This is a genomic window from Streptomyces sp. NPDC046821 (assembly GCF_040645335.1).
Classification (GTDB): domain Bacteria; phylum Actinomycetota; class Actinomycetes; order Streptomycetales; family Streptomycetaceae; genus Streptomyces.
Genome location: NZ_JBEYYB010000030.1, coordinates 1 through 13,653, shown reverse-complemented (window position 1 = coordinate 13,653; position 13,653 = coordinate 1). Strand labels below are relative to the sequence as shown.

Below are 13,653 nucleotides of genomic sequence, written 5' to 3'. Positions count from 1 at the left end.
CGACCCCAGGGTCAGCCTCAGCCTCGCCATCCCCCACGCACCTCTCACCGAACCGAACCATCACCACGCCGACCATCGGCATCAAAGCGAGGACCGGACGGCGAGATCAAACAACCGACCGGCCATGGATGCACAACCATCTGTTGTGCCGATAGCATCGCCGTCGTGGATCTCGACGCTGTGCGCACCTTTGTTTCCGCCGCGGATGCGGGACGGTTCCAGGACGCAGCCGATGAATTGTCGGTCACGCAGCAGGCCGTCTCCAAACGCATCGCCGCGCTGGAGAAGATCCTGGGCGTGCGGTTGTTCACCCGTACCCCGCGCGGAGCGAAGCTGACGATCGACGGGCAGGCGTTCCTGCCTCACGCACGTGACCTCCTGCGGGCCGAGGAACGGGCGCTCGCTTCCGTTCGTCCCGGGCGTCGCGCGCTGCGGGTCGACGTGATCGGCCGACGCCTCGCCCCGGCGGACCTCGTACGTGACTTCCATCGCGCGCACCCCGAGGCCGAGCTCGACGTAGTGACCCTCTTCGACGCCGACGCGGCCATCGACGCGGTGCGGTCCGGGACGATCGACGCGTCGTTCCGCGCCGTCACGATGCCCGGCCGGGAGCTCCCCGACGACATCGAGGCCGCCCAGGTCCTCGGCGAGCCCATCCAGCTGCTGACCGGGGCGTCCCATGCGTTCGCCGCGGCCCGTTCGGTCACGCCCGCCGATCTCGCCGGACACCGGATCTGGATGCCCGGCATCGTTCCGGGAACCGAATGGGCCGCCTACTACGACGCCCTCGCCGCCGCGTTCGGGCTCACGATCGAGATCACCGGCCCCGACTTCGGCACCGAGCCCCTGCTCGACACCATCGCCGACTCCCGGACGCTCGCGACCTTCGTCGGAGAGCAGACCCGCCTCGCCTGGCCCGCCGACCACGGCCTGCGGCGCATCGCCGTCCGGAAGCCGACGCCGGTGTATCCCCACTCACTTCTCTGGCACCGCGACAACCCGCACCCCACGCTGGCCAGGCTGCGTGAGCACCTCAGCTCCAGGACGCTCACCGACGGCGACATCTGGTCGCCGGAGTGGGCCAAGTGGCCAGATTCCCGTTCCAGAGCACACTGACCACCCAGCGGGTACGCCGCCACCGACAGGGCTACCGTCGACGCATGATCCGTGATCGTCGGACATGGCGGGCGTGTTCGCTCGGCGGCGCGGTGTTCGCCGTGTGCATGGCCGGAACCACGCTCCCGACCCCGCTCTACGGCCTCTACCAGGACAAGTTCGGCTTCTCCGAGCTGACGGTGACCGTCGTGTACGCGGTGTACGCCTTCGGGGTCATCGGGGTGCTGCTCCTGACGGGCAACGTCTCGGACGCGGTCGGCAGGCGGCCGGTCCTGCTGGCCGGCCTGGGCTGCGCGGCGGCCAGCGCCATCTGCTTCCTGAGCGCCACCGGCCTCGGCTGGCTGTACGCGGGGCGGCTGCTGTCGGGGTTCGCCGCCGGCCTGTTCACAGGGGCGGCGACCGCGTACGTGATCGAGCTGGCGCCGCCGGGCGGTGGGCGCCGGGCCACCTTCGTGGCGACGGCCGCCAACATGGGCGGGCTCGGCTGCGGCCCGCTGCTCGCGGGCGTGCTCGCCCAGTACGCCGCCTGGCCGCTGTACCTGCCCTTCGCCGTGCACCTGACGCTGGTGGCGGCTTCGGCCGCCGTGCTGCTGTGGCTGCCGGAAACCGTGAGCGAGCGGCGGCCGCTGAGGACCGTACGGCCGCAGCGGCCCGGGCTGCCCGCGCCGGTGCGGCCGGTGTTCGGGCCGGCGGCGACCGCGTCGTTCGTGGGGTTCTCGTTGTTCGGGGTGTTCACGTCGGTGAGTCCGGCGTTCCTCGCGGAGTCCCTCGACGTGCACAACCACGCCCTCAGTGGCCTCGTCGTCGCGCTCGCCTTCTTCGCCTCGACGGCGGGGCAGCTGGCGGTGGGGCGGGTCGGGACGGAGCGGTCGCTTCCGCTGGGCTGCGCCGCGCTCTTCGCCGGGCTCGCGTTGCTCGCGGGCGCGCTGCGGTGGGATCTGCTGGCGCTCGTGGTGCTGAGCGCGGTGGTCGGTGGGGCGGGGCAGGGGCTGTCGTTCCGTGCGGCGATGTCGGCGGTGGCCGAGGCGTCTCCACCGGACCAGCGCGCCTCGGTGATCTCGACGCTGTTCGTGGTGGCGTACGCGGGGATCTCGGTGCCGGTCATCGGCGTCGGGGTCCTGACGGGACCGATCGGTCTGGAAGGCGCCGGGCTGGTGTTCATCGCGTGCATGGCCGCCCTGGTCACCACGGCGGCGGGCTATCTGCTGCGGCGGCTCCGGGCGCAACCGGAGGAGGCGGCCACCGGCCGGTGAATCAGGACTCGGCCTGCTTGAGGACGCGTTCCAGCCAGCGTGTGCGGGCGGCCCAGGCGTCCTGGCTGAGGGCCGAGCGCGGCGCCAGGCTGTCGAAACCGTGGCAGCCGCCGGGCCACACATGCAGCTCGGCCTGGCCCCCGGCCTGCCAGATGGCGTTGGCGTAGGCCACGTCCTCGTCCCGGAACATCTCCGCGGACCCGACGTCGACATAGGCCGGGGGCAGCCCCGAAAGGTCGTCGGCGCGGGCGGGAGCGGCGTACGGCGACAGATCGTCGTCCCCGTACCGCTCCCCCAACAACGCCTGCCACGCGGTCGCGTTGGACGTCAGGTCCCACATGCCCCGGCCCGACATCTGCCGACTCGAGAAGCTGCTGTTCCGGTCGTCGAGCATCGGGCACAACAGCAACTGCCCGAGCGCCCCCGGCCCGCCCCGGTCGCGGGCGAGCAGGGCGAGCGCGGCGGCAAGCCCACCGCCGGCGCTCTTGCCCCCGATGACGATGCGCTCCGGATCGATGCCCAGCTCGGCGGCGTGACCGGCCACCCACACGAGCCCGGCGTAGCAGTCCTCCAGCGGGCCGGGGTAACGCGTCCCGGGCGCCAGCCGGTACTCGACGGATACGACGGCCAGGCCCAAGGGAAGCGCCCACTCGCGGAGTACGCGCGGCAGCACCGACCATGCGTTCCCCATGACCATCGCGCCGCCGTGCAGGTAGTACAGCAGGGGCAACTCCCCCGTCAGCCCTGCCGGCCGCGCGCTCACCAACGTGACGTCAGGAGCGCCCTCCGGTCCCGGCACGCTCCACTCAGCGACGTCGAAACGTCCACCGGCGCGCAGGTCCTCCACCGTCGGCCTCGGCCGGGCCGTGGCATCCCGAAGTTGACGCTCCGCCAGATTGGCGGGAGTGATCAGCTCCCACGACTCATGGCCCAACTCGGCCAGCACGACGTCGAGTTCAGGATCGAACGGAGGCGCCGTCATCGGCACGTCCGGAACACTGTCGGACCCCACGGCCATGCGCCCCCGTTCCCTCACTCACTTACCCCTGCGTGCCCGGCGCGCGCGTTTTAGGAGGGAGCCGGGGTGGGCGTCTCGTCGGCCTTGATGTCGAAGTTGATCTGGCTGCCTTCGACGGAGTTGACCTTCACGGTCACGCCCAGCGTGCTGCCGTCGTCCGCCGTGAGCTTGCAGCGGGCGGTGTTGCCGACCTTCCCGACAAGGTCCTCGGGGCACGTGATGTCCGGCTTCGGCTGGCCCGTCGTGGCGGCGAGCTTCTCGGAGACGGTGGTGGCCAGCTTGTCCTTGGAGAGCTTCGGGTCCGACTTCCCCACACTGACCGAGGCCGAACAACCGGCGAGCAGGGCACTCACAGCAAGAGCCGACACGCTCCACGTCACAACGGAGGATCGGGCTCGGGTCATGAGGGCACGGGTCATGGGGGGATCCCTTCGAGACGTTCAAAAAAGTAAAGCGCAAATAAGTCCCCCGAAGCCTACTGGGCGAGACCCCCTCGTTATGAAGCCGTCCGTCCACCACCGCGAACGGTCCGGGCTGACGGCGTCACAAATTCACCCCATCTGGTAACCCGACCAAGGGAGTTGAGCTCGCCGGTTCAGGGTGCCGTACTCGCCTGGCGCCAGTCGCGCGCGGGTCAGTCCGCCTGCAGAAGGGCGAGCGTCTCGACGAGCTCGGTTCGCAGTACGCGCCCTGCGGCGTCAGCGTCCCGGTCACGAATGGCCTCGACGAGCGCCGCGTGCGCGTCCTCGCCGTGCCTGGGCGCGTCGGAGCGCAGCCCGGTCAGGCTCAGGAGGTCGATCAGGCCCCGCCGCAGGGAGGGCGTGAAGTCCTCGAACAAGGTCATCGCCAGTCCGTTACCGGCCGCCGCGACCACCGCACCGTGCAACCGGATGTCCGCGTCGACGAATTCGGCATCGCCGGCCGCGGCGGCTTCGCGGCGCTGAGCCAGGGCGGCGTCCAGGGCCGAGAGGTCTTCGGCCGTACGACGTCGGGCGGCGAGCCGGGCGGCCTCCACCTCGATCATCATGCGCACCTCGTAGACCTCGGTGATCGCGGCGGTACGCAGGCGCGTGGGCCAGTCGCCGCGCACTTCGGTCCCGGTGACGAACACACCCGCACCTTGCCGGGCCTGCACCAGTCCTGCCGTGGCGAGTTCCCGCAGGGCTTCGCGAACCGTCGAGCGTCCGACCCCGAGGGACTTGGCGAGGCTGGTTTCGCCGGGCAGCTTGGAGCCGACCGGCCAGGTGCCGGACGAGATCTCTTCGCGCAAGCGTTGAGCGGCCTGGTCAGCCAGGGAGTTGGGTCGCAATGCGCCGAGCGTCATGATGAAGTCGCTTACCTCTCAGGTTGTCTGAGGACCCGACAACAAGGTGCCGTAGGCAGTCACGTTCGCCGTCGGGGGGCCTGCCTCTCTTGGAGTGCAGCGCCCTCCGCCGGCGTCGGACGCGCGCAATCGCTCGACGAGCGGGCTGTGCCCCTCCCGCCCCTCACCCCCGCGCAACGAACCCGCCGTCGCCTCGTTGATCGACTCATGAAGATCACCATCGCGCGGCGGCCGTTTCGTCTGCTTGCCGCTGCTGTCGCCTCACTGGCACTGGGCGTATCCGGTGCCGGAAGCACTCAGGCAAGCACTCAGGCCGCGAGTTCCGCCTCATCGTCCTGCTCCACGGCCGAACTCTTCGCCACTGACAACACCGCGGTCATCACGGACCCCGGCGACCCCCGGCTTCAGACCCGTCTGGGGCGCTTCGAGCGGGAAGTGCGGGGCATCGTCCTCGCTCACGGTGCCCTGCCCGGACCGTCCAAGCTCCTGGAGGGCGTCTTCTGGTCCGGCGACCTTCAGGAGGCCACCTACGAGCGCTCACGCGAGTTCGACATCAACCTGGTCGGCAAGGAGGGGCTTCACCACATCGCCGGCGTCGTCGCCAAGACGTACCGTCAGGAGTCCGTGCTCACGTTCCGTTGTCTGCCGCGGACGTCGCCGGAGACCGACTCCCTGGAGATCGAGGCTCCCGGCGTGAGCGCGAGCCGTTTGCACGACGAGCTTGTCGCGGACCCGGTGGCCCGCGGCAAGCTCGGTGGCGGCTCGGTCACCGTCGACGACGGCCGACTCGTCCTCATCGCCCCGCTTGCCGACCTGCCGCTGGCCCGGAAGTTCACGGCGAGGCTCGGTGTCAACTGGAGCGAAGTTCAAGTGCGCTACGGAGACCGGGAGTTCGTGAGCTGAGCCGACCTGAACCGGTCGGCTGAACGTCTCCGCCTACCCGACCCCGGTGGATCCGTCCGCCGGGGCGGTGGGCTGGGGGGCCATCTGGTCGGGGGCCGGCTGGAGTATGCCGTGCCCACTGAGTGCCTGGGCCATCCGAATCTGCGCCTCTTCGGCTACCGACCGGGTTTCCGCCACGACGTCGCCGCGTTCGCGGACCAGGCTGTCGTAGACGGGCAGTTCATCGTTTCCGGCTGTCTGGAGATTCACAAGGATGATCCTTCTCGGTGTCTGTCGAGTCTGTCGTTCTGCTCGTCGACTGTCCGACCGGTCCCCGAAAGGCTGGGCCACCGATGCGGCCCGGAAGAAAGCATCCGCTCATTCACCAGGCCACGGACAGCAACTGAATTACCGTCACACGCGGCTGAGGCGCGCGGAGATCCCGTGTCCGACCGCGAGATAAATCACCGCGGGCAGACCGTAATTGAGGAGAACGCGAAGGCCCTCCGTGTCCATGGTGAAAACATCCTGTGACCACCAGGCCAGCCAGTCGGCCGTTCCGTGCACGAAGTCGACGAAGACGTTTCCCTGGTTGGCTTCGAGCAGATAGAGCAGAATCCACAGGCCAAGGAATCCGGCGGCTATGTCCGCGATCGTGTGGATGATCAGACCGGTCTGCCGGGCACCGCCCTCACCCCTCACCCTGCGCTGCGGCGCCTGGGGCGGCATCGGGGCCTGCGGCGGGTACTGCGAGTTCTGTGAGTACTGGTCGTACGCGGGGGGTCCGGCCATCGGGTCGGTATTACTCACGGGAATCCAATCTGACGTGTCACTTTGCTGGCCGGGGCAGGGGCGAACACGCTCCTGGACTTCTCTCAGGACAATCGCCCGCCGCGCTACGCGCAACGGCGGTCGCGCGGGCCCGTACAAGTCTGCGTCACCCGACCACCCTCGCGTTACACGGCCATCCGAATATCCCAAATATGGCCAGGTACTCGGCAACTTGCCCAAATGTGCGAGTGCCGGAATCCATTTAACGTCAGGCATGTCACCCTGGTGTGCCCATTCCGTGCACACCCAGTGGCACCCTCATCGGTGACGGTCACTCGTCGTTCACCTTTCGGCGAACTTTCCACGCCACCTTCACTTGCGCCTCCGGCGACCGGAGTCCGCGGTGACTTGTTCTGAGGCGGGCCACGTCCCGGCCTGCGGAGGTACGCTGCCCGCTCGCCGGGGAACTGCTCCTCGGGCGGGCGACAGGGGGCGGCCATGGGCGGAGCGGCAGGAGTCAGACGCAGGGGGATGCTCCCCAGCGGTCTAGTGGTTGTTGTTGCGTTGACCTCCGCTCTCCTCATCTCCGGGTGTGGGACGGGATCCGAGTCGAAGGCTCCCAAGAACTCGGCCTCCGGTAGCGGCAGTGCCACCTCGAAGTCCCAAGAGGGCTCCCTCACCTGGGAGTTCGAGCACATCTCCGACTTCAGCGGTGAGATCACCGACCTCGCCGCCCTGTCCGAGGACGACATCTGGGCGGTGGCCATCGAGAACAACGGCCGGTCCGACGCCCACCTGCTGCACTTCGACGGCACAGGGTGGAAGCGGGAGCCCCTGCCCGACGCCGTCGGCGCCCCCACGTACCCGCCGCGCCTCGAAGAGGTGGGGCCGGACACCCTGTGGCTGAGGCCCAACGGCCAGCGGGACGACGTGCACCCCTGGGCCAAGTGGGACGGCGCCCGCTGGACCTCCGTGCCGAACTCGCCGCCTGGCGAGATCGCGGACTTCGAGGCCGACAGTCCGGACGACATCTGGGTGCTCGACTATTCCCTGGTAGGCCAGCCGTTCACCGCCCGGCACTGGGACGGCACCCGTTGGACCACGACACGGCTACCGCACCGCGCCGCCGATCTCGAGATCGCGGGGCCGGACGACGTCTGGGCGGTCGGTCACCGCTCGACCGGGCCGGGCACCGAATACGTTGCGGGCCTCCCCTACATCCAGCCCGCCACGATGCACTGGGACGGTACGTCGTGGAAGTCGGTGGAGACACCCGAGTTCCGTTTCGAGGACCCGATGCCGCCCGAGCCGGGCGCCACCCTCTACGGCGCCTTCGCGCTCGACGACGGCGAAGTGCTGACGTACGGCGAGAACAGCTTCAACCACGGCGAGATGGACCACGAGCCCGCGGACGAGTACATCCGGCTGCGGTGGGACGATTCGCGGTGGGCCGAGCAGGAGCCCGCGCCCGGCAACTGCGGGCAGCGGGTGCCGATGGCGCAGGACGACGAGGGCCTGTTCCTCTACGGCAACTGGTACCTGACGGACGACGGCCGCTGCGTGAAGATCAAGCGGCACCGCCTGCCGCTGTCGACCGGCGCCCGCAAGACGTCGAACCAGTCGCTGTGGCTGAACGAGGTCCACCGGGTGCCCGGCACGGACGAGTGGCTGGGCGCCGGACATGTCCAGGTCAACCAGTCCGGCTCCCCCTTCGGCGCCCCGGTCGTCGTACGACTCAAGCGCGGCGGCTGACCCATCACCGGGGGCCCGCCTCCTGTCTACGGCGCCACTCCGGCCGCGCCCTGTGGGGCGTGAGGTGACTTCTGTGGCGGGTGTCGCCCGCTGTGGCGTATACCGCCTCCTCCATCCCAAGAGTCCCGTCCGAAGTCGTACGTGTGTCAGGGCTTCCCGCAACGCACGCTCGCAGTATGAGGGGATCGGGGAGGCGGGTCACGCGCATCGGCATCGGGCAGCTCCACTGCCCGTACTGCGGGCTGCCGCAGGACCGGGTGCCGACGCTCGAACACGACTGGGTTCTCCTGGAGCCCGAGATGCGGGTGCCGGCACACCTGGTGCCGGCCGAGCATCGCTGGATCGAGACGTCGGACGGCAAGGTGACCGTGTACGGCGTGTGCCCCGTGGACGGAGCGCAGCAGTGCCGCATCGAGCACCGGCTCGCCTGCGCCGGGCAGGCACTTCCCGATCTGTGGCCGTGGCTGACGTCGATGCGGAGCGAGAACGGGCGCAAAGCGCTACGTCAGGAAACGGATCCGGAGCCGCCACCCGGAGATGCCCCGCTCCCCAACGTGGGCTGAGCAGTACTCAGTCCCCCGCCCCGCCCTCCACCAGCCGCCTCAGCGAAGGAAGCAGCGCGTCGAGGTCCTGGCCGGTGCGGAAGGCCACGAGGGTGGTGCCGCCTTCTCCGGCGTCCGCCGAGCCGGACGGCGCCGGGAACAGGGCCACTACCTCGCGCATCGCCTCGTCCACCTCCGCCACCGCGTCGGACGTCTCCCCGCGCAGCCAGCGGCGCAGTACGTGGTTGTGGGCCGCCACCACGGCCGCCGCCATCAGTTCGGCCCGCAGTGACGCCGACTCCGTCGGGTCACCCATCCAGTCCGCGATGAACTCGCGGAACAGCCGCTGATATCGGGCCACACTCGCGATCTCCCGGTCCCGTAGAGCCGCGACCTTGCTGGTCAGCTCGTACCGCAGGCGCGCGAGGTCCCCCTCCTCGATGTAGTGCAGCAGCACGAGGCGGACCGCCTCGGAGACGGCGATGAGGCCGGTGCCGTGGCTGGAGGTCGCCAGCCTGTCCTTGATCAGCGCGAGCAGCCGGTCGTGGTCGGGGAAGATCACGTCTTCCTTCGACCGGTAGTGCCGGAAGAACGTCGTGCGCCCAAGCCCGGCGCGCTCGGCGATGTCCTCGACGGTGGTCTGCTCGTATCCGCGCTCCTCGAAGAGCGCGAAGGCGGCGTCCGCGAGTCGGATCCGCGCGGCTGGCTTACTCATGACCATCCATCCTCACTCATAGCCACCCATCCTTCCCTGTCCCGGCGTCCGGGAGCCACTTGCCCCGGCCGATGGTACTGAGTACCGTCTAGTAGACATCCAGTACCGAAGGAGGCCCGGCGTGGGTTCCGATGCACAGAGCGAGTCCGGCCTGCCCATCAAGCCGCTCTACGACGTCGGGTCGCTGACGGATTTCGACGCGGACGCCGACCTCGGCGCCCCGGGCAAGTTCCCGTACACGCGTGGCGTGTATCCGTCGATGTACACCGGCCGCCCGTGGACGATGCGCCAGTACGCCGGTTTCGGCACGGCCAAGGAGTCGAACGAGCGCTACCACGAGCTGGTCGGCGCCGGCACGGGCGGGCTCAGCGTGGCCTTCGACCTGCCGACGCAGATGGGCTACGACTCGGACGAGTCGATCTCGCGCGGCGAGGTGGGCAAGGTCGGCGTGGCGATCGACTCGATCGAGGACATGCGCACGCTGTTCCAGGGCCTGCCCCTGGACAAGGTGTCGACGTCGATGACGATCAACGCGCCCGCCTCGACGCTGCTCCTGCTGTACCAACTCGTCGCGGAAGAGCAGGGTGTCTCCGGTGACCAGCTCACCGGCACGATCCAGAACGACGTGCTCAAGGAGTACATCGCCCGCGGCACGTACATCTTCCCGCCGAAGCAGTCCCTGCGGCTGATCAGCGACATCTTCGCGTACTGCCACAAGGAGATGCCGCGCTGGAACACCATCTCCATCTCGGGCTACCACATGGCCGAGGCCGGGGCCACGCCCGCGCAGGAGATCGCCTTCACCCTCGCCAACGCGAAGGAGTACGTGCGCGCCGCGATCGCCGCCGGTCTGGACGTCGACGACTTCGCGCCGCGCCTGTCGTTCTTCTTCGTCGCCCGGACGACGCTGCTCGAAGAGATCGCCAAGTTCCGTGCCGCCCGCCGGATCTGGGCCCGCATCATGCGTGACGAGTTCGGCGCCAAGAACCCCAAGTCGCAGATGCTGCGCTTCCACACGCAGACCGCCGGTGTGCAGCTGACCGCACAGCAGCCCGAGGTGAACCTCGTCCGCGTCGCCCTCCAGGGCCTCGGCGCCGTCCTCGGCGGTACGCAGTCCCTGCACACCAACTCGTACGACGAGGCCATCGCGCTGCCCACGCAGAAGGCGGCGCGGCTCGCCCTGCGTACGCAGCAGGTCATCGCGTACGAGACGGACGTGACCAAGACCGTCGACCCGTTCGCCGGGTCCTACGTCATGGAGTCGATGACCGACGACGTCGAGGCGGCGGCGCTCGAGCTGATCCAGGCTGTCGAGGACCGCGGTGGCGCGGTCGCGGCGATCGAGCAGGGCTTCCAGAAGTCGGAGATCGAGAAGTCCGCGTACCGGATCGCGCTTGAGATCGACAACCAGGAACGCACGGTGGTCGGTGTCAACAAGTACGCGCTCGACGAGGAAGAGCCCTACGAGCCGCTTCGGGTCGACCCCCAGATCGAGGTCGATCAGTGCGAACGTCTCGCGGCGCTGCGCTCGGACCGCGACAACGCGGCCGTCGAGCGTGCTCTTGAGGCGGTTCGCGACGCGGCGCGCGGCACCGACAACGTCCTGCCTCCGATGCGCGAGGCCCTGCGGCTGCGCGCCACGGTCGGCGAGGTCTCGCACGCGCTGCGCGATGTGTGGGGCGTACACGTGCCGCACGACACCTTCTGATCCACACGATTCTTCAGGTCCCTGCGAGCCGTCAGGACCTGCCGAGCCTTCTGACCAGTAAGCACCGGGCGGAGCAAACCAATGAACGACATTGACATCCACACGACCGCGGGCAAGCTCGCGGACCTGCGGCGCCGGATCGAAGAGGCCACCCACTCCGGCTCCGCGCGCGCCGTCGAGAAGCAGCACGCGAAGGGCAAACTGACGGCGCGTGAGCGCATCGAACTGCTCCTGGACGAAGGCTCGTTCGTCGAACTCGACGAGTTCGCCCGCCACCGCTCCACCGCCTTCGGCCTGGACGAGAACAAGCCCTACGGCGACGGAGTCGTCACCGGCTACGGCACGGTCGAAGGCCGCCCGGTGGCCGTCTTCTCGCAAGACTTCACCGTCTTCGGCGGCGCCCTCGGCGAGGTCTACGGCCAGAAGATCATCAAGGTCATGGACTTCGCCCTCAAGACGGGCTGCCCGATCATCGGCATCAACGACTCCGGCGGCGCCCGCATCCAGGAAGGCGTCATGGCGCTCGGCGCATACGGTGAGATCTTCCGGCGTAACACCCACGCGTCGGGGGTCATCCCGCAGATCTCGCTCGTGGTCGGGCCGTGTGCGGGCGGCGCGGTGTACTCCCCCGCGATCACCGACTTCACGGTGATGGTGGACCAGACGTCGCACATGTTCATCACCGGTCCGGATGTCATCAAGACGGTCACCGGTGAGGACGTCGGGTTCGAGGAGCTGGGCGGCGCCCGTACGCACAACTCTGTGTCCGGCGTGGCGCATCACATGGCCGGGGACGAGAAGGACGCCATCGAGTACGTCAAGCAGCTGCTGTCGTACCTGCCGTCCAACAACCTCTCCGAGGCGCCGGTCTTCCCGGAGGAGGCGGACCTGGAGATCACGGACGAGGACCGCGAGCTGGACACGATCGTCCCGGACAGCGCGAACCAGCCGTACGACATGCACAAGGTGCTCGAACACGTCCTGGACGACGCCGAGTTCTTCGAGACGCAGGCCCTGTTCGCGCCCAACATCGTGACCGGCTTCGGGCGGGTGGAGGGTCACCCGGTCGGCATCGTGGCCAACCAGCCGATGCAGTTCGCCGGTTGCCTGGACATCACGGCCTCCGAGAAGGCCGCGCGTTTCGTGCGTACCTGCGACGCGTTCAACGTCCCGGTCCTCACCTTCGTGGACGTCCCCGGCTTCCTGCCCGGCGTCGACCAGGAGCACGACGGCATCATCCGCCGGGGCGCCAAGCTGATCTACGCCTACGCGGAGGCGACCGTCCCGCTCATCACGGTCATCACCCGCAAGGCGTTCGGCGGCGCGTACGACGTCATGGGCTCCAAGCACCTGGGCGCCGACCTCAACCTCGCCTGGCCCACCGCCCAGATCGCCGTCATGGGTGCACAAGGCGCGGTCAACATCCTCCACCGCAAGACCCTCGCGGCAGCGGACGACGTCGACGCGACCCGCGCCCAGCTCATCCAGGAGTACGAGGACACCCTCCTCAACCCCTACACCGCGGCGGAGCGCGGTTACGTCGACGCCGTGATCATGCCCTCCGACACCCGCTCCCACATTGTCCGAGGCCTCCGCCAGCTCCGCACCAAGCGCGAGACCCTGCCGCCCAAGAAGCACGGCAACATCCCCCTCTAGGAGCCCGGCCATGATGATCAAGGTCGTACGGGGCAACCCCACCCCCGAAGAACTCGCCGCCGCCCTCGCGGTGGTCCAGGCCCGCGCGGCGGCCATCGCCAACACCCCCACCGCCACCGCACGCACCCGCGACTCCTGGGCCGACCCGGCACGGATCAACTCCCGTCCGCAGCAAGGCCCCGGGGCCTGGGCCCGCACCTACTGGCCGCGCTGACCGGGCTCCACCACAACGCCACCCGGGCACCACCCGATGCCGTCACCGTCACAGGCCGGCGCCCCTCCTCCCACCCCACCGACCATCCGAACGGAGAGTTCATGAACGCCGTGCAACAGGGGGCGCATCGTGCCGGTCACGCACCGGCCCCGCGCGCTCGCGTGGTGATCGCCAAGCCCGGCCTCGACGGCCACGACCGTGGCGCCAAGGTCATCGCACGAGCGCTGCGCGACGCGGGCTACGAGGTGATCTACACGGGGCTGCACCAGACCCCGGAGCAGATCGTCGCGACCGTCATCGCCGAGGACGCCCCGCTCCTCGGACTCTCCGTCCTCTCGGGCGCGCACCTGACGATCGTCGAGAAGGTGATCGAGCTGCTCGCCGAGGAGGACGCCGGCGACGTCCGCATCCTGGTCGGCGGCATCATCCCCGACGCCGATGTCACGGCCCTCGAAGCGATGGGCGTGCACGCCGTCTTCACCCCCGGCGCGGGCATCGGCTCCATCGTCGAGACCGTCGACCGCCTGCTCACCCCCACCGACACCCCGGATCCCGCGCTGGAGCCCGCATGTTGAACAAAGTCCTCATCGCCAACCGTGGCGAAATCGCTGTCCGCGTGGCCCGGGCGTGCCGGGACGCCGGGATCGCGAGCGTTGCCGTCTACGCCGATCCGGACCGGGACGCTCTGCACGTCCGCGCGGC

Annotated in this window: 16 protein-coding genes; 10 read left to right on the top strand and 6 right to left on the bottom strand. The window is 69.2% G+C overall.

Annotated elements, in window-relative coordinates; genetic code table 11:
- The first annotated feature begins 165 nt into the window (after nt 1-165).
- Together ABZ893_RS35825 and ABZ893_RS35820 are read left to right on the top strand one after the other, a co-directional pair.
- Entirely contained in the window at nt 166-1,116 is a 951-nt protein-coding gene (locus tag ABZ893_RS35825; protein WP_361412503.1) for a LysR family transcriptional regulator, read from the top strand.
- A gap of 44 nt (nt 1,117-1,160) precedes the next feature.
- Nucleotides 1,161-2,369, top strand: a complete 1,209-nt coding sequence (locus ABZ893_RS35820; RefSeq protein WP_361412501.1) for an MFS transporter — start codon at nt 1,161-1,163, stop codon at nt 2,367-2,369.
- A 1-nt stretch (nt 2,370) separates the two neighbouring features.
- Here the strand turns inward: ABZ893_RS35820 and ABZ893_RS35815 are convergent, their stop codons facing one another.
- The 3 genes from ABZ893_RS35815 to ABZ893_RS35805 all read right to left on the bottom strand — a co-directional run bounded on the left by ABZ893_RS35815 (nt 2,371) and on the right by ABZ893_RS35805 (nt 4,711).
- Nucleotides 2,371-3,387, bottom strand: coding sequence for an alpha/beta hydrolase (locus tag ABZ893_RS35815; protein ID WP_361412499.1), 1,017 nt, complete (start codon nt 3,385-3,387; stop codon nt 2,371-2,373).
- Nucleotides 3,388-3,437: 50 nt separating this feature from the next.
- On the bottom strand, nt 3,438-3,791 hold the full coding sequence (locus ABZ893_RS35810) for a DUF4333 domain-containing protein (RefSeq protein WP_361412541.1): 354 nt from the start codon (nt 3,789-3,791) through the stop codon (nt 3,438-3,440).
- Between the two features lie 230 nt (nt 3,792-4,021).
- Nucleotides 4,022-4,711, bottom strand: a complete 690-nt coding sequence (locus tag ABZ893_RS35805) for an FCD domain-containing protein (protein ID WP_361412497.1) — start codon at nt 4,709-4,711, stop codon at nt 4,022-4,024.
- A gap of 207 nt (nt 4,712-4,918) precedes the next feature.
- Between ABZ893_RS35805 and ABZ893_RS35800 the strand changes: the two genes are divergently transcribed.
- On the top strand, nt 4,919-5,614 hold the full coding sequence (locus ABZ893_RS35800; protein ID WP_361412495.1) for a hypothetical protein: 696 nt from the start codon (nt 4,919-4,921) through the stop codon (nt 5,612-5,614).
- A gap of 33 nt (nt 5,615-5,647) precedes the next feature.
- Here the strand turns inward: ABZ893_RS35800 and ABZ893_RS35795 are convergent, their stop codons facing one another.
- Complete coding sequence (locus ABZ893_RS35795; RefSeq protein ID WP_361412493.1) at nt 5,648-5,863, bottom strand: hypothetical protein; 216 nt, start codon at nt 5,861-5,863, stop codon at nt 5,648-5,650.
- A gap of 144 nt (nt 5,864-6,007) precedes the next feature.
- Nucleotides 6,008-6,322, bottom strand: a complete 315-nt coding sequence (locus ABZ893_RS35790) for a hypothetical protein (protein ID WP_361412539.1) — start codon at nt 6,320-6,322, stop codon at nt 6,008-6,010.
- 606 nt (nt 6,323-6,928) lie between these two features.
- Here ABZ893_RS35790 and ABZ893_RS35785 point away from each other — a divergent pair.
- The gene (locus tag ABZ893_RS35785; protein ID WP_361412491.1) at nt 6,929-8,116 is read left to right on the top strand and encodes a hypothetical protein; all 1,188 of its coding nucleotides are present in this window, start codon (nt 6,929-6,931) and stop codon (nt 8,114-8,116) included.
- 176 nt (nt 8,117-8,292) lie between these two features.
- The gene (locus ABZ893_RS35780; protein WP_361412489.1) at nt 8,293-8,679 is read left to right on the top strand and encodes a DUF6083 domain-containing protein; all 387 of its coding nucleotides are present in this window, start codon (nt 8,293-8,295) and stop codon (nt 8,677-8,679) included.
- Between the two features lie 7 nt (nt 8,680-8,686).
- Here the strand turns inward: ABZ893_RS35780 and ABZ893_RS35775 are convergent, their stop codons facing one another.
- Entirely contained in the window at nt 8,687-9,373 is a 687-nt protein-coding gene (locus ABZ893_RS35775) for a helix-turn-helix domain-containing protein (RefSeq protein ID WP_361412487.1), read from the bottom strand.
- A gap of 121 nt (nt 9,374-9,494) precedes the next feature.
- Between ABZ893_RS35775 and ABZ893_RS35770 the strand changes: the two genes are divergently transcribed.
- The 5 genes from ABZ893_RS35770 to ABZ893_RS35750 all read left to right on the top strand — a co-directional run.
- Complete coding sequence (locus ABZ893_RS35770; RefSeq protein WP_361412486.1) at nt 9,495-11,081, top strand: methylmalonyl-CoA mutase family protein; 1,587 nt, start codon at nt 9,495-9,497, stop codon at nt 11,079-11,081.
- An 81-nt stretch (nt 11,082-11,162) separates the two neighbouring features.
- Nucleotides 11,163-12,737: an acyl-CoA carboxylase subunit beta gene (locus tag ABZ893_RS35765; protein ID WP_361412485.1), complete on the top strand. Its 1,575-nt coding sequence runs from the start codon at nt 11,163-11,165 to the stop codon at nt 12,735-12,737.
- A gap of 10 nt (nt 12,738-12,747) precedes the next feature.
- Nucleotides 12,748-12,951: an acyl-CoA carboxylase epsilon subunit gene (locus ABZ893_RS35760; RefSeq protein ID WP_361412481.1), complete on the top strand. Its 204-nt coding sequence runs from the start codon at nt 12,748-12,750 to the stop codon at nt 12,949-12,951.
- A gap of 101 nt (nt 12,952-13,052) precedes the next feature.
- Nucleotides 13,053-13,526: a cobalamin B12-binding domain-containing protein gene (locus tag ABZ893_RS35755; protein WP_361412479.1), complete on the top strand. Its 474-nt coding sequence runs from the start codon at nt 13,053-13,055 to the stop codon at nt 13,524-13,526.
- The coding region (locus ABZ893_RS35750; protein ID WP_361412537.1) for a biotin carboxylase N-terminal domain-containing protein at nt 13,523-13,653 on the top strand (131 nt) is incomplete at its 3' end. The genes ABZ893_RS35755 and ABZ893_RS35750, both read left to right, overlap by 4 nt.